The sequence below is a fragment of the Caballeronia sp. Lep1P3 genome (genome assembly GCF_022879595.1).
GTDB lineage: Bacteria > Pseudomonadota > Gammaproteobacteria > Burkholderiales > Burkholderiaceae > Caballeronia.
In genome coordinates, this window is record NZ_CP084269.1 from 57,720 (window position 1) to 78,540 (window position 20,821).

General features: G+C 59.5%; 22 protein-coding genes. 11 read left to right on the forward strand and 11 right to left on the reverse strand.

Annotated features, from left to right (window positions below; translation table 11 throughout):
• Positions 1-109: 109 nt before the first annotated feature.
• The 3 genes from flgM to LDZ27_RS28955 form a co-directional block, all read right to left on the reverse strand.
• Complete coding sequence (gene flgM, locus LDZ27_RS26750; RefSeq protein ID WP_244818563.1) at positions 110-484, reverse strand: flagellar biosynthesis anti-sigma factor FlgM; 375 nt, start codon at positions 482-484, stop codon at positions 110-112.
• Positions 485-518: 34 nt separating this feature from the next.
• Entirely contained in the window at positions 519-965 is a 447-nt protein-coding gene (locus LDZ27_RS26755; protein WP_244818564.1) for a response regulator, read from the reverse strand.
• 579 nt (positions 966-1,544) lie between these two features.
• Positions 1,545-3,248: a methyl-accepting chemotaxis protein gene (locus tag LDZ27_RS28955; RefSeq protein WP_304657621.1), complete on the reverse strand. Its 1,704-nt coding sequence runs from the start codon at positions 3,246-3,248 to the stop codon at positions 1,545-1,547.
• Positions 3,249-3,614: 366 nt separating this feature from the next.
• Here LDZ27_RS28955 and LDZ27_RS26770 point away from each other — a divergent pair, with 366 nt between their 5' ends.
• Complete coding sequence (locus LDZ27_RS26770) at positions 3,615-4,103, forward strand: chemotaxis protein CheW (protein ID WP_244818565.1); 489 nt, start codon at positions 3,615-3,617, stop codon at positions 4,101-4,103.
• A gap of 34 nt (positions 4,104-4,137) precedes the next feature.
• On the forward strand, positions 4,138-5,679 hold the full coding sequence (locus tag LDZ27_RS26775) for a methyl-accepting chemotaxis protein (RefSeq protein WP_244818566.1): 1,542 nt from the start codon (positions 4,138-4,140) through the stop codon (positions 5,677-5,679).
• Positions 5,680-5,749: 70 nt separating this feature from the next.
• Here LDZ27_RS26775 and LDZ27_RS26780 read toward each other — a convergent pair whose 3' ends face one another.
• Positions 5,750-6,349: an H-NS histone family protein gene (locus LDZ27_RS26780; RefSeq protein ID WP_244818567.1), complete on the reverse strand. Its 600-nt coding sequence runs from the start codon at positions 6,347-6,349 to the stop codon at positions 5,750-5,752.
• A gap of 240 nt (positions 6,350-6,589) precedes the next feature.
• On the opposite strand from LDZ27_RS26780, the gene LDZ27_RS26785 reads away from it, so the two are divergent.
• From LDZ27_RS26785 to LDZ27_RS26795, 3 genes are all read left to right on the forward strand, one after another.
• A complete protein-coding gene (locus LDZ27_RS26785; RefSeq protein ID WP_370653505.1) occupies positions 6,590-7,288 on the forward strand; it encodes a nucleoside 2-deoxyribosyltransferase in 699 nt (232 codons plus the stop codon).
• 48 nt (positions 7,289-7,336) lie between these two features.
• Positions 7,337-8,257: a site-specific integrase gene (locus LDZ27_RS26790; protein WP_244818568.1), complete on the forward strand. Its 921-nt coding sequence runs from the start codon at positions 7,337-7,339 to the stop codon at positions 8,255-8,257.
• Between the two features lie 92 nt (positions 8,258-8,349).
• Positions 8,350-8,793 carry a hypothetical protein gene (locus LDZ27_RS26795; RefSeq protein WP_244818569.1) on the forward strand — a complete coding sequence of 148 codons (444 nt, stop codon included), beginning with the start codon at positions 8,350-8,352 and terminating at the stop codon, positions 8,791-8,793.
• Positions 8,794-8,925: 132 nt separating this feature from the next.
• On the opposite strand, the gene LDZ27_RS26800 is transcribed toward LDZ27_RS26795, so the two are convergent.
• Together LDZ27_RS26800 and LDZ27_RS26805 are read right to left on the reverse strand one after the other, a co-directional pair.
• The gene (locus tag LDZ27_RS26800; protein ID WP_244818570.1) at positions 8,926-9,609 is read right to left on the reverse strand and encodes a hypothetical protein; all 684 of its coding nucleotides are present in this window, start codon (positions 9,607-9,609) and stop codon (positions 8,926-8,928) included.
• Positions 9,610-9,620: 11 nt separating this feature from the next.
• Positions 9,621-10,502, reverse strand: a complete 882-nt coding sequence (locus LDZ27_RS26805; RefSeq protein ID WP_244818571.1) for an abortive infection family protein — start codon at positions 10,500-10,502, stop codon at positions 9,621-9,623.
• 282 nt (positions 10,503-10,784) lie between these two features.
• Here LDZ27_RS26805 and LDZ27_RS26810 point away from each other — a divergent pair, with 282 nt between their 5' ends.
• The 3 genes from LDZ27_RS26810 to LDZ27_RS26820 all read left to right on the forward strand — a co-directional run bounded on the left by LDZ27_RS26810 (position 10,785) and on the right by LDZ27_RS26820 (position 12,112).
• Positions 10,785-11,231, forward strand: coding sequence for a hypothetical protein (locus LDZ27_RS26810; RefSeq protein ID WP_244818572.1), 447 nt, complete (start codon positions 10,785-10,787; stop codon positions 11,229-11,231).
• An 84-nt stretch (positions 11,232-11,315) separates the two neighbouring features.
• Positions 11,316-11,720, forward strand: a complete 405-nt coding sequence (locus tag LDZ27_RS26815; RefSeq protein ID WP_244818573.1) for a hypothetical protein — start codon at positions 11,316-11,318, stop codon at positions 11,718-11,720.
• A gap of 53 nt (positions 11,721-11,773) precedes the next feature.
• Entirely contained in the window at positions 11,774-12,112 is a 339-nt protein-coding gene (locus LDZ27_RS26820) for a hypothetical protein (RefSeq protein ID WP_244818574.1), read from the forward strand.
• A gap of 78 nt (positions 12,113-12,190) precedes the next feature.
• On the opposite strand, the gene flhC is transcribed toward LDZ27_RS26820, so the two are convergent.
• The gene (flhC, locus tag LDZ27_RS26825) at positions 12,191-12,775 is read right to left on the reverse strand and encodes a flagellar transcriptional regulator FlhC (protein ID WP_244818575.1); all 585 of its coding nucleotides are present in this window, start codon (positions 12,773-12,775) and stop codon (positions 12,191-12,193) included.
• A gap of 2 nt (positions 12,776-12,777) precedes the next feature.
• Positions 12,778-13,032 carry a flagellar transcriptional regulator FlhD gene (locus tag LDZ27_RS26830; protein ID WP_244818576.1) on the reverse strand — a complete coding sequence of 85 codons (255 nt, stop codon included), beginning with the start codon at positions 13,030-13,032 and terminating at the stop codon, positions 12,778-12,780.
• A gap of 480 nt (positions 13,033-13,512) precedes the next feature.
• Here LDZ27_RS26830 and imuA point away from each other — a divergent pair, with 480 nt between their 5' ends.
• Genes imuA through LDZ27_RS26845 form a run of 3 tightly spaced genes read left to right on the forward strand, consistent with a single transcriptional unit; the run spans position 13,513 to position 18,779 of the window.
• Positions 13,513-14,220 carry a translesion DNA synthesis-associated protein ImuA gene (gene imuA, locus LDZ27_RS26835; RefSeq protein ID WP_244818577.1) on the forward strand — a complete coding sequence of 236 codons (708 nt, stop codon included), beginning with the start codon at positions 13,513-13,515 and terminating at the stop codon, positions 14,218-14,220.
• Complete coding sequence (locus tag LDZ27_RS26840; RefSeq protein ID WP_244818578.1) at positions 14,144-15,631, forward strand: DNA polymerase Y family protein; 1,488 nt, start codon at positions 14,144-14,146, stop codon at positions 15,629-15,631. The genes imuA and LDZ27_RS26840 overlap by 77 nt, the downstream gene beginning before the upstream one ends.
• Positions 15,632-15,635: 4 nt before the next feature.
• A complete protein-coding gene (locus LDZ27_RS26845) occupies positions 15,636-18,779 on the forward strand; it encodes an error-prone DNA polymerase (protein WP_244818579.1) in 3,144 nt (1,047 codons plus the stop codon).
• Positions 18,780-18,843: 64 nt separating this feature from the next.
• Here the strand turns inward: LDZ27_RS26845 and LDZ27_RS26850 are convergent, their stop codons facing one another.
• From LDZ27_RS26850 to LDZ27_RS26860, 3 genes are all read right to left on the reverse strand, one after another.
• On the reverse strand, positions 18,844-19,413 hold the full coding sequence (locus LDZ27_RS26850) for a hypothetical protein (RefSeq protein ID WP_244818580.1): 570 nt from the start codon (positions 19,411-19,413) through the stop codon (positions 18,844-18,846).
• A gap of 134 nt (positions 19,414-19,547) precedes the next feature.
• On the reverse strand, positions 19,548-19,949 hold the full coding sequence (locus LDZ27_RS26855) for a hypothetical protein (protein WP_244818581.1): 402 nt from the start codon (positions 19,947-19,949) through the stop codon (positions 19,548-19,550).
• A gap of 270 nt (positions 19,950-20,219) precedes the next feature.
• Complete coding sequence (locus LDZ27_RS26860; RefSeq protein ID WP_244818582.1) at positions 20,220-20,753, reverse strand: DUF805 domain-containing protein; 534 nt, start codon at positions 20,751-20,753, stop codon at positions 20,220-20,222.
• Positions 20,754-20,821: the final 68 nt, after the last annotated feature.

Here is a 20,821-nt window from a genome sequence, read left to right on the forward strand (position 1 = left end):
TTATTGGCGCAAGAGTGACAGATTTAATACGGTCTACGGCATCTGACCGATCAAACGCAGCCTACACGTCGACACAGTCGAATGCATGTGGGCGTGCTTTCGCCGATGCTCAGCCTGCCGTCTTTTGCAGTAGATCGCGCGCCATGCCAAGCATTCCGTCGGCGATGCTGGCCGAATCGATACTGTAGGTGCCGTTGCGCAGCGCGGCTTTGATGGCTGCAACCTTGTCTGCGTCGATGTCGGTCGCGCTCGACGTGCCCAACGCGGAAGTCGACGAAAGCCTAACCGCCGAGCTAGCGGCGGCAACGGCGTCGAAGTGCTGCAGAGTGGCGGCGTAGTCTGTTTCTTTTGTCCCACGCCGGACGTTGATCGGTTCCGGCATGACGGAGTTGTTCGTCGACTGATCTTTATGGTTTCGTTTTTCGCTTGCATAAGTCCTTAACGGTGCGAGCGTTGAAATCTTCACCATGCGGGGGGCGGTCATTTGCAACAAATTGAAACAGTGTGAGCGGTAGACGTCACATGGTCCTTTCGAAGACCGCGGCGAATACGTTAGCGTCCTGATCTGTCGGGGCGGCGTCCACTGCAGGCGGTGAAATTTGAGCCAGCTTGTCTGCGAGCGCAGCCTCAGAAAACGGCTTCACGATATAGCCGTTAGCCCCGGCCTGAATCGCCGCAAGTACGTTTTCGCGCCTCTTCTCAGCGGTCACCATCAAGACCGGCAGTTCGGCAAAATCCTCCGACTTGCGAATCTCCTGCAGGAGCGTCAGCCCGTCCATATTCGGCATGTTCCAATCGGTGATGACCAGATCAAATTTCTGTGCGCGCAACTTCTCGAGCGCTGATACTCCGTCCTCTGCTTCGTCGACGGTCGTGTAACCGACCGCCCTCAGCATTTTGCGGATCAGATTGCGCATGGTGGCCATGTCATCGACCACCAACAAACGCGTTTGAGCAGTTACCATCGGTGAATCCTTCCTTCTTTCCCTTCTGCGCAAAAGCGCACTTCGTTCAGGCGGCTACTGCGCTTGCAAGCAACGCACGACACATCACCAAAATGCGTTGCGGTCGCGGTCTAATACGGCCCGCCGCGCCAGGCGGCTGACTGTCAGGCCGGGCCCGCCGGCGACAGAAGATATTGAGCGACCACCCATTGCAACGGCCGCTCCTCGAAACACCGCTGCTCCGCGAATCGCAAGATAGCGTCGAGTTGTTGCCCGGTGCAGCGAAACGCCTCGCGGCGCAGGGATGGGCTTTCGTCATTAGGCGTTTTCATTTCCTGGTCCTCTAGCGCGGGACATCCGACCGAAGGAACGCGTCGAGTTCGAGACAAGCTTTCACCACGGATTCAATCGCTTCCAGAGACGCACCGCTTTCTATACCTGCGAGTCGCCGACGAAGCTGGTGCAATTGGATGACCATATCGCTTACCTGCTTGCGAACTAAACGCTTTCCGTCCGTGCTGTCGGCGACCAACGCCGGTGACGTTCTGTCTGCTGTAGAGGGCAACGCGTTGACTGTCAAGGCCGGGCCTCCTGCCGCGATCAGAACGTCGACCAGTCGCCGTCAGCGGCCGCAACAACTGCTGCCTGCTTGGGCGCTACTGGCGGCTTCGATACACGCGTCGCTGCCCCACTCTTTTTGGCGACTTCATGTTGCGGCGTCGGGGGCGCGCGGTGATAAGTTGACTGGAGGGCGAGCGTCTGGCCGGTCCGGAACTCGCCGACGGCTGCCGTCAGTTGCTTCGCTTGGTCTTCCATCGAACCGGCTGCCGCCGCTGCTTCCTCAACAAGCGCCGCGTTCTGCTGCGTGACTTCGTCCATCTGCGAGATGGCTTGATTCACTTGCTCGATGCCACGGCTCTGTTCGTTGGACGCGGACGCGATTTCACCCATGATGTCCGTGACGCGCTGAATGGCCGTACCGACGCGCTGCATCGTCTCGCCTGCCCGCGCGACCAGTTCGGTCCCCGCCTGCACTCGCCCGCCGGACATTTCGATGAGCTCTCTGATCTCTTTGGCTGCAGTCGACGAGCGCTGTGCCAGGCTGCGGACCTCACTCGCAACGACCGCGAAGCCGCGACCCTGTTCTCCCGCGCGAGCCGCTTCAACGGCGGCGTTGAGGGCGAGGATGTTCGTCTGGAAAGCGATGCCTTCGATAATGCCGATGATCTCCGCGATCTTCGCAGAGCTATGCTCAATGCCGGTCATTGTGTCGACGACCTGACTGACAATCGCACTTCCCTCATTGGCGACTGCGCTCGCGTTGTCCGCAAGCCCGCTGGCCTGTTTCGCGTTCTCGGCATTCTGCTTGACCGTCGCGGTCAGCTCTTCCATGCTCGCCGCAGTTTCTTCCAACGATGCGGCCTGCTGCTCCGTGCGTGACGAAAGGTCCGTACTGCCCGCCGCGATCTCGCCCGACGCCGTTCTAATGACGTCCACCGACTCTTTGATGCCGTTCGCGAGCGAGGAAAGCTTCGCAAACGCGGCTTGCACTGCGAGCATCAACGTCGCGAGTTTATCGCGGCCATTTGCGTGCACTCGGTGCGTGAGGTCGCCTTGCTCCAGCGCCTTCATTGCCTCGAGCGCGCTACCCAAGGGCTTTGTCACCGAACGAGTGATGACAAGCATTGCCGCGATAGCGACGAGTACAGCCGCGATCGTCGCCGCCAACGAGAGAGCCACCGCGCGATCGTAGGCGGAATGCGCCTGCTTGGCGGATTCATCGACGAGCTCGAATTGGTATGCGAGAAGACCGTCAAGAGCCGCAAAGTATTTGGCCTGTGCGTCGGCAACAGGTCCCGTAATGTGCGCACGAGCCTCTTCGATCTTGCCCGCCGTCAGGAGAGTGATTGTCTCGTTACGGGCAGCGGTGTTGCGACCACGAGCTTCGACGAGCGCACTGAACATTTCCCGGCCCCGTGGCGACGTGATCATGCGATCGACACGTTCAAGGCGCTGCGATGTGGCCTTTGAGGCTTCAACGACACCGGCCTTCATTGTCTCGATATCTTCTGCCCGTCCGGTGATTGCGGCTCGCTGCAAGCGCAATACGGTGAGGCTTGCGGCGTCTTTCGCTTTGCTGACTTCGGCTGCCTTGACCAATCGGTCATCGGTGATCAGCGTGAGTTCGCTGTTCAGACCGCGCATGCTTAGGAAGTTGATCGCCGCGATCACGCGTAGCAGGACGACGACGATGCCAAAGCCGATAGTCAGCCGAGCGCCGACCTTGAGGTTGTGCAGGTTCATTAGGGATACGAGGGACCGGTTGTTATTGTTCAAGACGTGCATTTGGGAAGGCGTCGCTGTAAGTACTGCGGGCACGGCCGGTCGCCGGTTGCTTCATCTCCCAGGGATCGCCTGTGGAAATCGAATAGCTGCCTAATGTCACCTTCCTTCCCCGCTCTATGGGCAAAAAGCGGTCGACCTTAACGCGAGATACTGACTATTTCCCACTGCGATAGGTAGAACCTACCGGTATGGAGCTAAAGTCGGTCGACGACACCAAATACGTAATCCGCTGTTCAGTTTTTTTCCAAGCTGCCGTTCTATGCCGGGAACGCAACACGGCAGCTGTCCAGTTGCGAAGAAACGAACTACTGGTTTTGGAAAGAGATGAACCGCGAACAAAGACACGGCGCGCGTGAGGCCGGCAGCAAGGAATTCCTCGTCTTCACGTTGGGCGACGAGCACTACGGGATCGACATCCTGAAAGTCCAGGAGCTTCGAGGTTACGACGCAGTGACTCGCGTGGCCAGTGCGCCGGCGTTTATCAAAGGCGTGATCAACCTCCGCGGCGTGATCGTCCCGATCGCGGACATGCGGCTGAAGTTTCAACTGGAACGCGCGACGTATGACGACCAGACGGTCGTCGTCGTGCTCAACGTAGCAGGCCGTGTCGCCGGCATCGTCGTAGACGGTGTCTCAGACGTCCAGACGCTCGCTCCCGAGCAAATACGACCCGCCCCCAGCTTCAATTCGACGCTCGCCACGGACTACATCACGGGCATCGGGACAATCGACGACCGTATGTTGATCTTGATGGACATCGAGAAGCTCATGACGAGCGAGGAGATGGCGCTCATGGAAAGCGCCGCCGTTTAACGCACCGCCCGCCCAACACCGACTGAACAACGACATGACCTTTTCTCGAAAACTCTGGCTTCCTCTCCTGCTCAGCCTTGTATGCCTTGCAGGGATCTCCATCGGCGACGCCTATCGCATGCGCTCGATCCGAACAGAACAGACGCAGCTGGACCTCAGGCACGCGACCGAGGTCGCTAACAGCATCGTCCGCGAATTCGCACAGCAGGCCAGTACCGGTGCGATGACCCAAGAGCAAGCGCAAAAAGGTGCGCTGAACGCGATCAGCGGCATTCGCTTTGGCGACAACGGCTATTTCAGTGTTTTCGACTCGCAGGCGAAGGTGCTCGTGCATCCGATGAAGCCCGAATTTGTTGGTAAGACCATGATGGACTTCAAGGACCCGAACGGCGTCTATCTATATCGCGAGCTCATTGATGTAGGCAAGCGACAGGGAGTGGGGTACGCGTACTATTCGTTCGCGAAGCCCGGTACCAGTGAAATCCTGCCGAAAATGTCCTACGTATCCCTGTATCAGCCATGGGACTGGCTCATCACAACCGGCGTATATATCGACGACATCAATGCAGCGTTCTACACGTCGCTTGAATGGAGTCTCGGTGCCCTCGTCGTCATTGCAACCGTGCTCAGTTTGATCGTGGCGCGGCTCAATCGCGGCATTCTTCGCTCGATGGGCGGCGAACCTGCATACGCAGCCGAAGTGGCCAATCAGATCGCGGACAACAATCTCGCTGTGGACGTGGCCACAGTCGCGGATGACCGCTCCAGCCTCATGTATTCGATGGCCCGCATGCGCACGCAACTGCTGTCAGCCGTTGACAGTGTGAAGACGTCCGCTAATACGATCGCCAATGCCAGCCGCGAAATCGCCGTGGGCAACACGGACTTGTCGTCGCGCACCGAGCAGCAGGCAGCGTCGCTCGAAGAAACAGCAGCCAGCATGGAAGAGCTGACGGCGGCCGTGAAGCACAACTCTGAAAACGCTCGTCAGGCAAGCGGCTTGGCCGGCAATGCGCGCGACGTTGCCCAAGAAGGCGCGACGATCGTGACGAACGTCGTTGGCACGATGGCAGACATCGAGCAAAGCTCGCACAAGATCGCTGAGATCATCGGCATGATCGAGGGCATTGCGTTCCAGACGAACATCCTGGCACTCAACGCTGCGGTCGAGGCCGCGCGGGCCGGCGAACAAGGACGCGGTTTCGCAGTGGTCGCGGGCGAAGTGCGTAGTCTCGCGCAACGGTCTTCGACGGCCGCCAAGGAAATTCGCGAGTTGATTGAGGCGTCCAGTTCGCGCGTCCACGCTGGCACCGCACTCGTCGGGCAGGCCGGAGAGACGATGACCAAGATCGGCGCAGCCATCCAGAAGGTCACCGACATCATGGACGAGATCGCGTCGGCTTCCAACGAACAGAGTCGCGGCATCGAGCAGGTGAATACGGCGATTGCCCAGATGGACGAGGTCACCCAGCAAAATGCAGCGCTCGTCGAGCAGGCAGCCGCCGCTGCCGGTTCGCTTCAAGATCAGGCCGAAACGCTGCGCGCGACGATGGCCGTGTTTAAGACGGAAGCGTAAGCAGGCGTTGGCGAGCGGCTGCTGACGGCTCGGCCTTCTTTAAAGAAAGAAGACGCCCCACCCTGCGCGGCTATGTCCGCTTCGCGCGGGGCGCCTTTGCCGCGATGGGCGTCTTTGCGGCCTTAGTGGAGCGCGCGGGCGTCGCGTTTGTTTCTGACTTCGGCTTCTTAGTGCCAGCCGCTTTGGTATCAGCAGCGGAGATCAGAAACTTGGTTTTGTCCTTCACCGATGCCAACCATCCCGGCGCCTTGCCGCGGCCGCTCCACTCTGCTCCCGATTTGGGATCGCGGTACTTCGCCGGTTGGGGACCGCGAGGGTAGTTGCCGGTGCGCTTGCCCGAGTCGCTATCGTTGGACTCGACGGCCGCAGAGACCAGGAATCTCGCACGATTCTTAGCGTTCGCTATCCACGCCGGCGCTCGGCCTCGACCGCTCCACGTTGCGCCCGTTTTCGGATCGCGATATTTGCCGGTCGCAGCTAGCGCAGCGTTGGCCGAGTCCTTTCCTGCGTCGGCTCTACCTCGACTAGTCAGGTCGTCGATTGTCAGGCCGTGCTCTTTCATGAGCGAATGAATTTTTGCGACGGCAGCAATGGCCTGCTTCTTTTGAATCGCGTCTGCTCGAGCCTGCAATTTCCTAATCCTTTCTTCGATGTTCGAGAGGGTCGTCATTTTCTCCCCTGGGTTTTCTGACGTTCCGCACTATGCCATACGTCTCTTCTTACAGGCTGGGAGACGCAGGCCAACGAACTCGAAACCGCCGTTGGTCGGTTCCGCGTAGCTTGGGGCGGGAGAAGCGAGTGACTTGACTACGCGGGGTTATTGGTAAGCTCATAGGCGTTCCAAAAGCCCTGCAGTCGAAGCCACGAACCGATGTCCAAAAGAAATCCGACGAAGTCGCAACGCGCCGTGATGGATCTGCTCGATCAGGGGTTACCGGTTGAGCAGATCGCAAACAGTCTCGGCAAGAGTGCCTTGGCCGTGAAGAAGCAGCTAAACCGAATCAAACGCCGGGTCCGTGAAGGAAGGATCGACCCTTCGCCTCTGCCGATAGAGCGCGCCGCGAGCGAGCCGCGCATCTACCTCGCGGGCTTCGATGTCTTCCGGCGCGACGCGAAGGAGCACGGCGAACGCCTGAAGCAGCTCTGCCGCGATCGTGGCTTCGTTGGGCTTTATCCGCTGGACGGCGCGGTCCCCTCGTCTCTCACACCGCAGGATGCTGCGCGCTACATCTATGCGGCGAACGTCCAATTGATCAGGTCGGCCGATATTGTGATGGCGAACCTCGATGACTTTCGGGGCGCGGGCGAGCCGGACAGCGGCACGGCTTTCGAAGTCGGCTTTGCGGTCGCGCTTGGCAAGGCCGTGTGGGCATATCGATCCAGTGAAGCGCCGCTGGCTGCGCGCGTTGAGGCGGCGGCGACCGAAAGCAACGGTGCCTTTTGTGCGCGGGGCTACCTCATTGAGGACTTCGGCCTGAGCGTTAATCTGATGCTCGCGTGTTCCGCACGAATCGTCGTTGGCGGACCTGCAGCTTGCCTTGACGCCATCGAGAGCGAGATTGCCGCGAGCGCCCCCTCTTTTGGTGGCTCGGGGTTGGCGAAGCGTTAGCTTCGCTGTAGGGTATGGGAATAACGTAATTTCAGTATATCTACTTTTATGCCTGATGACCTGTGGCTCGTGGCACCGGAAGACGCCTATGCCCAATGGCAACGCGAAGAAGCCACCGGCGCCGGTCGACGCGCGTTCGCCGACCAGTCGATCGTCCAGCACCGTTCGATGTTCTCGCGCTTCAACCAGTATCTGGCCGGCCACCGCGCGACTGTGGCCAGCTACGGAGCGGACCACCTCGACGGCTTCTTTACCGACCTTGCGCAGGACTGTGCGCCCGGGACAACGACGCGCCTACGCTATCTGAAGCTGATTGACCGGTTCACGCGTCACCTCGTAAATCTCGAGTTGCGCGCCGATAATCCGGCCTCGCAGATGCTCGTCAATGAAAGCTGGCCAGAGGACGAACCCACGCCGCTCTATCTATCCTCGGACGACGACGCACGGCTTCAGGCGGTCTGCGTTGCGCCGAAGGGCGCGGCCTTCAAGGAACTCAGGAACACGGCTATCGTGGCGCTGTTTCTTGCGTCGGGCGTCACTGCGGCGGAACTCCGAAAAATGCGAGTCGACGAGCTGGATATGGATGATGAGCGCCCTACCGTATTCGTGGAGAAGCACGGGCCTCGCATCGCACGTAGAGTGCCGATTGATGCTCTCGCTTTTGATGTTCTACGTAGGTACCAAGAGGTCCGCCGAAGCATCCCGTGCGCTACGCAATGGTTGTTCATTGCCACGGCAGGCGGAAAACCGATGCAGCCCTACACGATGTTGAAGTGCGTTCGCCAGGCCCTTCACCGCGCGGGCTTGTCCGCGGCCGACGAAAGTCCGCGCTTGCTTCGAAACACATACGGTCGCAGGCAGATCATCGCGGGCAAGTCCAACGAGCAGGTAAGCAACCTCATGGGCCTGTCTAGCCACCGCACCGCTGCGCGCCTTCGGCAAACCGTTGATGCCGACGCGAGGATGTAGCGAGTTCTGGCGGCTTTCGAGTCAACGAACAGTCACTTAGCTTGTCGTCTCGGGCACGGTTTCAAGGCAACGTTCATCAAAGGAATCCAGCAATGGCCGTCACGTCGAAATTCGAAGTCGCATGTGAGCTACTCAATGAAGCCTTGCGCCTTTTTCTCGAGGGAAAGTCGTACTTCGCCTCGCTCAACCTGGCAGGGGCTGCCGAGGAAATCCTCGGCAAGTTCATTGAGAGCAACGGTGGTGTCCCCGCCTTCAAAAACATGAGAGACACCGCTGTGCTCTTCTTGCAGCGGGATGACGATGGTGAGTCGGCTCCCCATGGAGACGCGCAAAAAGATATCGCGGATCTCATAAATAGCGCGAAAAACAGCACGAAACACGGCATCACCGACGTTAAATTTGACCCAAAAGAGGAAGCGCAAGACCTAATCGACCGTGCCATTGAGAACTACTACACATTGCAATCGCAGTTCGATCTGCGTCAGATCGACCAGTTGCATCAATATCACGAGATCCGCGATCGAAGAGAATTGTAGCTAGGCCCCTAACGAGGCCGCTGTGGTGTCCGCGACCGGCCACCTCGACCAGTTACGGTGCTTCCCTACCTACGCCATCAGCGTGAGTCTCGTGTTATCGGTTCGGTCGCACAGGCTCATGCTGGTGGCCTGCTATTGCGTTGCATACTTTGCCTGGATGGCCGCATCGATATCTTGGAAGTGCTTCTTGAAAATGCTGAGAGTATGGCTGAGGAAGTTGCCGCCGATCATGACTTCATGCCGCGTATTCAGGCTGAGGTCGTTACATGAATTGATGTAAGCGAGTTCGGCCTTCCGCTGTGTATTCACTCGCCCATCCGCATGAACGAAGAGGTTGCGGATACTCTGAATGTTTTTTATTTCCATCCGGTGAGGACTATCACGCTGCACCGGTAGCTGAGCGACCTTCTCCAAAAAGAGAGTGGCTCGCTCCAGCCCGTTACCTCTGACATCTTTTAAGCTCAAAGTCAGCTTCTCGGCTCGGTTGAATCGCTGGCAGAGCGAATCAAGCTCGTGCTCGTAGAAAGAGAACAGAGTGATGAAGGCTGAGCGACGCTGGAGATTTGGAAAGAACGCTTCGAAGATTTCGTTCAGATCCCAGGTCTGGTCGTCCAAGCCCAGATGATGTTCAACGAAGACGTTGGCAAACTCTTCTTCATGGGGGTTCACCACGTCGACCACTTTCTTCTCATGGAAGTCTTGGATGCCTTGTGCTACCTGGGTTTCTATATTCTTCGCGAAGGTGTCCATCAACTCCATCTCGGGTTGCATGTGGGAGTCGAACCAGTGGCGGGGATGGAACATGTTCTTGAGCATTGTCTTATTTTTTACCAATTGTTGGTGTCGGCTTCTTTCGTCTTGAGTATGCCCTTTTTCTGCTGATAGTCCTTCGTCTCAAAGAGGAAGTCAGCCAAAGTCTTCGCAGAGTTGACGGCAAGCTTTGCGTGGTGCCGCTCGGGGCGGTAGGTCTTCCCGTGGCTATCCGACATCTTGTTTCTCATCGCAGCCAGCCCCATGACGATGGACGACAGTCCATTTATGACCTGCTTGAGGCTGTCCGAGATATCCTTTCTGCTCGCATCCATGTTGAGCAACGTTCGCACGCGATTGAAGAGCTTGGGAAGTTCCCCATCAAAAGTTGCTGGAGCTTGGTCGCTCAGTTCGGCCTCAATGGCAATAAGCACGTGTTCTATGAGAGAGCGCGCGTTTGTGATTGCCCCGTCATAGTCCTCGGAATCGATCTTCTGCCGACACTTGACGATTTGCTCTCCAATGAACATTGCCGTCAGCTCGGGAAATGTCGTGGGCATGGACTCCACGGTGATGAGCGAGCCGGATGTAAAGACGACCTTGTGAAAAATGCCTTGCCTGCCCATCGGAACCACTTCATAGCTGTCAAACGCAAGAAGGTTATTGAGCCTATCTAGGCATTCCTTGGGAGTATGCAAGACGGGCTGCTCCAGCTCGATCCAGTTGGCTGGGCTCACCAAGTCACAGATGAACCTCTCCATTGCTTCTTGAGGAGCCAATTCGGTGATCTTCTCGCGAGCAAAGGCGGTTCGTGACGAGGCAGAGTATGGATACGTCTCTTTGAAGCCGTATCGATTGAAAAGGGCGATCAAGGCTGAACCCGTGCGATACGGCCAGCCATTGCCGCCTCCGCATGTGAAATCAGCGAGTATTTCGATCGTTCTAGCGGTGAGATTCATAGTGTCACGGGGCGGAAGAATCGGCCTCAAGTTTACAGGTGTAGCGTCGTTAAGTCGTGTGAGCCAACAGAACAACGACAACATAGTTTCTTTTCTTCACCTCTTGTGCTGCATCCATTAGGACTGGGCAGGTCAACGGCTATGCTGGCACGATGAGTAGTTCGCCTTCATGGCGCACGTTGTTCACGTCGCGACTGACCTCGTGACTTGACTTCCGCAACCGAAAGGTAAGGTCACAGCTTGAACCGCGACGGCCTGTCGTGGATAGACGCTGGAGCCAACGTGACCTATAAAGGCAAGTTCAAGGACGCAGTGTTTGCAAGCGCCGATCGCGAGGCGCGCGTTGCCCGCTACCGGCTTTTGCTGACCGATACAGACGGACGCGTCTCTGCAGTCATTCATCTTCGTCGTGCGAAGCAGCCGCGCACCTACCAACTTAGCAGTGAGCGTGAGTTCGACGTTGCGGTCAACAGGATCGTCGACACGGAACTTCGCGGCATACGCGTCGATTCTATGCGTCTTGTGGTCGAGTCCGACCAGTCGTCCATCGAATACCCGCTCGATTTCAACGCAGCAGATATTCCGGCCCGCCGAACACGTCTGAAGCCGTGGCTGGATGCGGCCGACCTCCGGTCGCGCGACATTGTGGGCGGCCGCGTTGCGCTCTTCGTGGACGTCGATGCCGGTCGGCCTGCTGACGCGTGGCTCACGGAACTATTGCGCGACTGATTAGAGGAGCACGCCTGTTAGGCGAACTCTTAAGAATGGCCGTTTTCAGCCGCTAATAGGGTCTACTGTAAGACGCTCACCGCCATGTACCAAGAAGAACCAGTGCTCTCCGAATTCATTGCTGCCGGTGACGAGATCAACCTCGCGCTGCTGGAGATCGATTCCAGAAAATTCGCTACTGCTGAGGATCGCAATCTCGCGCAACGAGCAGTGTTTACTGACGTGATGGCTAAACGTGGCTTGCGAGATCGTCGGGAAGCGATGCTATGCCACGAGATTAGCGCCCTAGTCGCGAATCGGCCAATAATGACTAGCCTCTTCGACTTCATTGAGTTGAAGGCGTTGTGCATGCTCCGGGTTGCGCCTTCGCTTGTCGACCGGTTCATCGCGGTAAAACGTGAAAATCCAGCGTTCGGCCTAGGCGAGATCATGGCGGTGGCCATCGAGGCGCGCGAACGCCACCAATGGGGACACTATTGGCAGGAGTGAAGCAACGATATGCGGTCGGGGAGTGGGACTCTTTATGGGCCAGCGACCCGTACATGAAGCACCGGTTCGTGCTCGACCTCGAATCGCGCACCGTGATCGCCGGCGAAGACCGCGTTCGCCGTCACTGGTGGTCGATGCGTCTCGAGCACGTCGCCTATATGCAGCAAATCCTCAACGAGACGTTCGATTCCATATGGGACGAGCCCGAGGAGTTCGGCTTCGTTCGTCAGACCGAGATTCCATCGTGGGCGACTGGAGCTTGGCCGTGGCCGCCGTTGCCTGAGGTGGAAGAGGTCGAGAAGCTGCTGGACGGTCCGGACGTTCCGCTTGAGCGCGATGACTTGGGCCGTATTGTCTTTCCGCCCCGGTTCGCCGCCGACGGACGGAAGTAACAGCGGAGCACCGCGCGGCTGGACGTCAGTCGAACTTGCGGCTCTTCAACGTGCCGAAGACCGCTTTCGGACGAACGGTCAAGCCGCTTGTGCTTGCAGAGCGGCGTCGCGCTCGAGCGCTGCTTTCGCGGCCGCCTTGGTCTTGCCTGCGCGCGACGGCGGCTGGCAGATGCCGCACACCATCGAATGCGACGGCTCGTGTGCGTGCGCGACGAACTTTCCGCGGCAATGCGTGCAGCCCGCGAGACGGAGGATTCCGGCGTCCTTGAAACGGATATACGTCCAGGCGCGCGTCAGGTCCATTTGCAACGCCTCCCCGTTCATCGTGAAGTGCTCGGCATACAGCGCATAGGCGCGCGTCAGCAAGTCGACACGATCCAGCCCTTCGGTATTCGCTTCGAGGAAGGCATAGACGTTCGCGAACATCGACGTGTGGATGTTCGGCGCCCACGTCAGGTACCAGTCCTCCGAAAACGGCAGCATGCCCTTGGGCGGCGATGCGCCCTTCACTTCCCGGTACAGGCGAATCAGGCGCTCACGCGAGAGCGTCGGGATTTCCGACTCAAGAACCTGCATGCGAGCGCCGAGCTTGATCAGCGCAATCGCGCGCATGACCTGAGCAGCTTCCGCAGCGAGGCTTTTCGAAGGCGTGGTCGTGGTCATCTTTAGGCCGCCAGAAGGGCGTCGTGAGCGACGGCCGACGTGTCAGCTTCGCTGCTGCGGCCGGCGAGGCCCGCCAGCATTGCATCGGTGCTCATGCGAAAAAAGCACAGCACTTGTGACGACGATGCAAGCTTCTGCGTCTGCTCAGGCGAGAGCTTGAGCAGCAGGTCCGCCATGTCCACCGAGAGCCCCAGATGCGACTGTGCTGCTTCCCGGTCGGACGCCAGAACGCGCCGCGCGAGCGTGAGGTACGACAAGTTCAAGTCGCGGATGGAAGCAAGGTCGTGGCTGGCGTGTGTCATGGCTGGCGTACCGAAGTGGCTGTGACCGTAGTGAGCGTCGGGAGCGCCTAGGGACAGCGCGAGCGAATTGTCTGCTTAAAAAGGGGGGCGTCTGCAACAAAAAGTTACAGTCGCAAACCTTTGCCGCACCAACTATCGCCGTCGCAAACGTCGGAAAATGCGGTGCGCTTCTGAGCGCGCGTCGACGCTACGCGGGCCACGCACATGTTTGCAGCGAAAAGACACCTCTTTTCGCTCAATCAGTGCATCGCTTGGTTCTTTTTTGCGGGGGATTGCAGCTGCATTGAATACGTAACACTTACCTCGTTACGGTTTTACCGCGGCTATTGGGCGACAGTGTTACCACCGCTTAACTTTGTCCGATGGATATGGTGGGACTAAAGCGCCGCCGCAATGGTGTAGACTACTGTACAAACATACAGTACGGGGTTGAACATGGGAGCGTTGGCCCTCGAAGACCTGCATCCATCGATTTGGCGCGGCTCGCAACTGTCGTCTGCTCGCGTCAACGTCGTGCCGTGTGGATCTGAGACGCTTGCCGCAGAACTGCCGGGCGGCGGTTGGCCCAAAGGCGCGCTGACGGACTTGTTGGTGCAGCAGCCGGGCGTTGGAGAAATGCGATTGCTGCTGCCAGCGCTGAAGGCTGTCGCCCAACGGCGCATTGCTTTCCTGCAGCCCCCTCATCGCTTTCAACCCGAAGCGGCGGCCTACTGGGGCCTGCCTGAGACGTCGATCAACGTCGTGCGCGCCCAAAAGACCGCCGATGCGCTGTGGGCGGGTGAGCAGATCCTTCGCGCAGGGACGTTCGGCGCGCTGCTCTTCTGGCAAACGCATGTGCGACCGGAAGCGCTACGCCGCCTGCACCTTGCCGCGCAGACCAGCGAGTCGCTGTTCTTCATGCTGCGGCCGCTCGCTGCTGCGAGCGACACGTCCCCTGCGCCGCTTCGCATTGCTGTGCGCCCTGCGCGTGACAGCGTTTCATTGGAGTTTGTTAAGCGCCGCGGCCCCGCGCGTGACGAGCCGCTTGTCGTTGGACTGACCCATTCGCCTATCCTGTTGAATCGCCATGCAAGTGTGGATCGGCGTGTATCTGCCGCACCTCAGCCGAGAAGTCTTCCAGCCGAACTGGTCGTCCACGAGTGAGGCTGCCGGCTTCGCCTCGAGCTTAGGCTTGGTCGTGCTCGACCATGAGCGTGTCGTCGCGCTCGATCAGGCAGCGCACGAGGCGGGTGTTCGAATGGGCATGCGCAAAGGCGGCGTTCTTACGCTCGCGCCCGATGCGCGCATTCACGACAAGGACGAACTCAAGGAGCAGCAGGCCGTCGCGGACGTCGCTACCGCCCTCATGCAGTTCAGCCCGCAGGTTGCGATCGCTGAGGAGCAGACGGTATTGGTCGACGTGTCGGCGAGCTTGCGGCTATTCGGTGGCGTGCGCGCGCTTAGACGCGCGATCCGCGCCTCGCTCGCGGCTTTCGGCTTCACGGTCCGGATGAGCGTCGCGCCCACCGGCCAAAGCGCGTGGCTGATGGCGCGTTATCGCGGCGGTCACCGACTTTCCATTCGCTCGCTCATGCGCCAGTTGCCGCGCTTTCCCGCGCTGTTGGTACTCGAAGCCCGGCGCTATGCCGACTGGTTCGATGGCCTCGGATGCACGAGCGTGGCGGACCTGCGGCGCTTGCCGCGCGCCGGTCTGAAGAAGCGCTGCGGTACCGCGCTGCTGGATACGCTCGATCGCGCAGTTGGCGAAGCGCCCGAACTGTATGAATGGGTCCAGACGCCCCCGTCCTTCAACGCACGTATCGAATTGCCCGATCGCGTCGAGCATGCGGAAGCCGTCCTCTTTGTCGCGCGGCGGCTTATCGTGCAATTGACCGGTTGGCTCGCCAGCAAGCAACTGGCGCTGACGCGCTTCTCGATCGAACTCGAACATGAGCGCGGGCGCGCGGCGTTGCCACCAACGACGATTGAGGTGGCGCTCGCCGAGCCGACATGGCACGAGGAACACCTCACGCGCTTGCTCAAGGAACGGTTGGGGCGCGTCGAGCTCGCGGCCGCGGTCATCGCCGTGCGTCTAGAAGTGAATGACGTCGAAGCGGCCGAGCCGCCGTCCGACACCCTATTCCCCGAGCCAGGCGGCAGCGCAGCCGACCATAACCGGCTGATGGAGTTGCTCGTCGCGCGTCTTGGCCACGAGAATGTCTTGCGCGCCGCGCCCATGGCCGACCATCGGCCCGAGATCGTGTCGAACTGGGTGCCGGTGACAAGCGACGTCAAAGGCTGCCCTCTGCCCGGCGACCAGCCGCGCCCCTCGTGGTTGCTGGAGACGCCCATCCAGTTGATGACGCGCCAGCACCGGCCGTTCTACGGCAGTCCGTTGCGCACGGTATCCCCCGGCGAGCGCGTCGAAGCGGGATGGTGGGGCGGCGAGCTCGTCACGCGCGATTACTTTGTCGCGGAAGCCGACGATCACACCTGCTACTGGATCTACCGCGAGCGCGTCGGCAGCCGCGCCGAAGAAGATCCTCGGTGGTTCCTGCACGGTCTGTTCGGCTGAAGCGATGGACGTGTACACCTCCATGCTGCCCGGCTATGCCGAGTTGCAGTGCTTCTCCAACTTCACGTTCCTGCGCGGCGCCTCGCACTCGGAAGAACTGATTCTGCGCGCTGAGCAGCTTGGCTATCTCGCGATCGCCATCACCGACGAATGCTCGCTCGCGGGCATCGTGCGTGCGCATGTCGCCGCGAAGGAAGCGAATATCCGGCTCATCGTCGGCGCGCATTTCCAACTCATGAACCCGGACGGGACGCCCGCCCTTGCCTTCACGGCGCTGGCCATGAACCGCAACGGCTATGGGAACCTGTCGGAACTCATCACCCTGGCGCGCACGCGCACATCGAAGGGCACGTATCTTCTGACGCCGAGCGATCTCGCGTGGCCTCAAGCGCCCTATGACCACCTGACGGGTCTGCCCGACTGCCTCGTCATCCTGTCGCCCGAGTATCCGGCAAAGGAGGAGCGACTGGATGCACAGATGGAATGGCTCGCGCGCACGTTCGAGGGACGCTGCTGGGCGGCGCTGACACTCCACGCCCGCGCGATGGACGACATTCACCGCGGCATCGTCGAATACGTCGCGGATAAACATGGTGTCCCGGTAGTCGCCACCGGCGGCGTCACCATGCACGTCCGCTCGCGCAAGCCGCTGCAAGACACACTGACGGCTGTGCGTCTGAACCGGTCGATTGCCGAGTGCGGGTTCGAACTGGCTCAGAACGCCGAGCAACACCTGCGCGCCCGGTTGCGGCTCGCGAATCTCTATCCGGAACGGGCGCTCGCCGAGACGGTGACGATCGCGAGCCGCTGCACCTTCTCGTTGGATGAACTGCGCTACGAGTACCCTGACGAACTGATTCCCGAAGGCACGACCCCGACCGCCTACCTGCGACAGGAAACCTATATCGGTGCGCATCGACGCTTTCCACAAGGCATCCCGCACAAGGTGCAGACGCAGATCGAGCACGAACTCGCGCTCATCGCTGACCTTCGGTACGAGCCGTATTTCTTGACCGTGTACGACCTTGTGCGCTTCGCGCGCAACGAAGGAATCCTGTGTCAGGGGCGCGGGTCGGCGGCGAACTCAGCCGTCTGCTACTGTTTGGGCGTAACCGAGGTCGACCCCGCGCGCAGCTCGATGCTCTTCGAACGTTTCATCTCGAAGGAGCGCGGCGAGCCGCCCGACATCGACGTGGACTTCGAGCACCAGCGGCGCGAAGAAGTGATCCAGTACATCTATCGCAAGTACACGCGCACCCGCGCGGCGCTCGCGGCTGCCGTCACGACCTACCGGCCGAAATCTGCACTGCGGGATTCGGGCAAGGCACTGGGCGTCGATCCGATCATCGTCGACAAAGTAGCCAAGTCGCACCACTGGTTCGACTCCAGTGCGGACCTGCTCAACCGTTTCGTTGAATCCGGCCTCGACACGTCGACACCCATCATTCAGCAGTGGGCGAGCCTCGCGTCGCAATTGCTGAATTTCCCGCGTCACCTCTCTCAGCACACTGGCGGCTTCGTCATTGCGCGCGGCAAGCTCTCGCGACTGGTGCCGATCGAAAACGCCGCAATGGTCGATCGCAGCGTGATCCAGTGGGATAAGGACGACCTTGAAGCGCTCGGGCTTCTGAAGATCGATGTGCTCGCGCTCGGCATGCTGTCGGCTATTCGGCGCACGCTCGACCTGATCTCTAAGCAGCGCGGCGAGCCGTTTGAGTTGCAGGACATACCGGCAGAAGACGCGAAAACCTACGAGATGATTTGCCGCGCCGATACCGTCGGCGTGTTCCAGATCGAATCTCGCGCGCAGATGAGCATGTTGCCGCGCCTGCAGCCGCGTCAGTTCTATGACCTCGTGATCGAAGTCGCGATCGTGCGGCCGGGCCCCGTTCAGGGCGGCATGGTCCATCCATACCTGCGTCGGCGGCAAGGACTGGAAGCTGTGTCGTTCCCCTCGCCCGAAATGGAAACGGCGCTCGCTCGCACGCTCGGCGTGCCGATCTTTCAGGAGCAGGTGATGCAGGTCGCCATGCTTGCCGCAGGCTTCACCGCCGGTGAGGCCGACCAGCTCCGCCGCGCAATGGCCGCGTGGAAACGAAAAGGCGGACTGCAGCACTACTACGACCGCATCGTGAACGGCATGCTCGATCGTGGCTACGACCGCGAGTTCGCTGAATCCATCTTTGCGCAGATTCAGGGCTTCGGTGAATACGGCTTTCCGGAGAGCCACGCGGCGAGCTTTGCTCTCCTCGTCTATGCAAGTTGCTGGCTCAAGTGTCATGAACCAGCGGCATTTCTGTGCGCAATGCTCAATAGTCAGCCGATGGGCTTCTACTCGCCGTCGCAGCTCGTACAAGACGCAAAGCGCCATAAGGTGCGCGTGCTCCCGATCGACGTCACCATCAGCAACTGGGATTCGTATCTTGAAGGCGACGGCTCGATGGCGCGGGTGCGGCTCGGAATGTCGCTCATACGCGGCATGCGGGATGAGTCGGCTGCTCGCATTGAGGCCGCACGGGCGGTGCGCCCTTTTGAATCGGTCAACGATCTTGCCAACCGTGCACGGCTCGATCGTCGCGACCTCCAGTTGCTTGCGGACGCGAACGCCCTTTCCGCTCTATCGGGAAATCGGCGCGAGGCTCTCTGGCAGGCGGTGGCAGCCGTGCCCGACAAGGACCTGCTGCGCGCTACGACGCGCGAGGAAGAACTGCCGCTGCTTGCCGCACCTAACGAGGCGCAGGAGATCGTGAGCGACTATCGCTCGACGGGCCTGACGTTGAACCGGCACCCTCTCGCGTTGCTGCGCGAACGGCTCAACGAGAAGAAGATCTTTGCGGCCTCGAAGCTCGCCACCTATCCCAACGGGCGGCTTGCCAAGGCGTGCGGGATCGTCACCGTGCGTCAGCGTCCGGGCACAGCGAACGGAGTGTTATTCATCACGCTGGAAGACGAGACCGGCCAGATCAACGTGATTGTCTGGCCGTCCTTGGTCGAGAAGTTCAGGAAGGAAGCGCTCGGCGCTTCCTTGCTCGGCGTCTATGGCGTTTGGCAAAAGGAAGGCGAGGTAAAACATCTCGTTGCCAATCGACTTGTCGACATGACGGCGCTCCTTGGCACCCTTGCCACGACGAGCCGAAACTTCCACTGAACTTAGCGCCGCTGAGGGAAATCGACCCGTAGCCTCCTTTCGTGGCCATATCTCGCCCCCCGCCTCACCGACTTAAATCCCAGTATTCCTCGACTTGGTACAGGGGCTTGCCGGCCATCAGCAACTTGATCGCGTCTATGTGCGCCACGTAGTCAATCTTAGTGAACGTAGTCCATTTTGAATTGCGATTTTGCGCTGCGGTGAATGCCGACCACGCCTCACCCATCGCCGTGTGGTTCTTCGACAGAAAACTGCGTATCCCTCCGAAGAGCTCGCGGTCTAGCGGCGGATGGAGCAAGGCAACGCTCGGATGTCGGTGGTGCCCTCCGCATACGAGCACCGTTTTCAAGTAGATGTTGACTAGCTTTTGAGCACGACCAAAGGAGAAGCCGCTCACGCCGGATTGCAAAGCCGCGGCCTCGATCGTCTCCATAAAACTCATCTGCCATTCATCGACATTCTGGCCGATGTGTTCTGGCCCGGTTACCTCGCTTAGGCCACTTCCTTCTATCAATTCGAAAGCCAAGGAGTTGTTTGCGCCGGGTAGGCCACGGCGATACGCGGCGGCCGCGCACCACTTCGCGTACATGTGTTTGTGTTTCTCGATGGAATACTGGGTTACAGGCGCAGCCATGTAGTTTTTTGCTCACGAATGGTTGAGCGGCTTTCCTCTGAGCAGCCTACTCATAGGCCCCGGAACGTCGGCTATTGGGCCGATTGGCGCAGTTGGCGACTCCACAGGCGTGCGGCCCGGACCGGGGGCGGCAGTCACCCCGGATAATCGCAGTTTCCTTTAAGTAGCCACCAGCCTGTACGGTCTTCAGCGATATAGCGGTTGCCGCGCTTCAGGATGGTCGGATTGCCAAGGATGCGACATCCGCCGGCATCCGGGTCGCCCGTGGTGTAAATGTGAATCTCAACGTCGCCCGGCGCAACGTGCATTGGATCTTCCGCGACGTCCTCTCGCGTTATCGGGCGAATGTAGATGCCACTCACGCCCATCCCGCCGGCGGAGAGGCGTGCACCAAGGTCGGCGCGAAATGCTGGAACGCCGTGAACAATGCGGCTAATTTCGACCGGGTCCTTCACCTCTCGCGCAATATCGCCTTTCCCGACGGCAAGCAGTGGGACAGCGGCCAGCGCCAGTGCGAATTTATTCCTAGAGTTCACGTGTGGTCCTTTTTAATTCTGAAAGATCGTGCACGCGCTTAAGCGGCGCGATCCAATAAAAGATAACCAGATAGGCCGTCACGCCGGAGGTCAATGCGCGAAGTACATGACCATCGCAAAAAAGAACGCGGCAAACCACAAAGGAACGAAAATGATCTTTTGCCGCGCTGTCAGGTGGTACTTCGCTTTCTTTCGTCGTCTAGCCATATGGACTCAGTCGTGGCACGCATCGTTGAGACAAAGACATGTGGTCTGAGGACCGTACACCAACTACTTGGTGTTATCCCCAGTCACTGCGGTCAGCAGCTTCGCCTGGCCATCAGCATATGCTTCCGCAGTCAACAATCCTCGATCGAAAAGCGCCTTGAGCCGACGCAGCCCTTCCTCAAGTGACTCGTCGGATGTCCCCTTTGTCGGACATGACGACCAGCTCGGTTCTTCTTGCACCTCAAATTGTTCACCTGGGCCGTCGAAGCGGTTGTACCCGTCCGTCCCCGGGCGAAAAAGCAAGACTAGCCCCATGATGATGTTCAGCACCGGTATCCACAAAAGAATTAACCACCAGGCAGATGTGTTGAAGTCATGGATGCGCTTCACCGCCGCGAACATCTGTGCCGATACCAAGAAAAGCGCTACAACGACTAGGACGACTGCGCCGGACGGCCCGGCAATCAACTCACTGAGCAGTGCGGCGAAGGCGTAAAAACAACTTAAGCCTAAGATGGTCAGAAAGTACCGCATCCGCCCAATGCGCCCATCAGAGTTGAAAAGCTCTCGCACGAAACCCTGCCTATTCGCCACCATGGTCGCCTCCGACTCCTGAAGGCCTTACTAACGACCACTTTGCGCGCTTCTTTAGGGCAGGTGCCGCA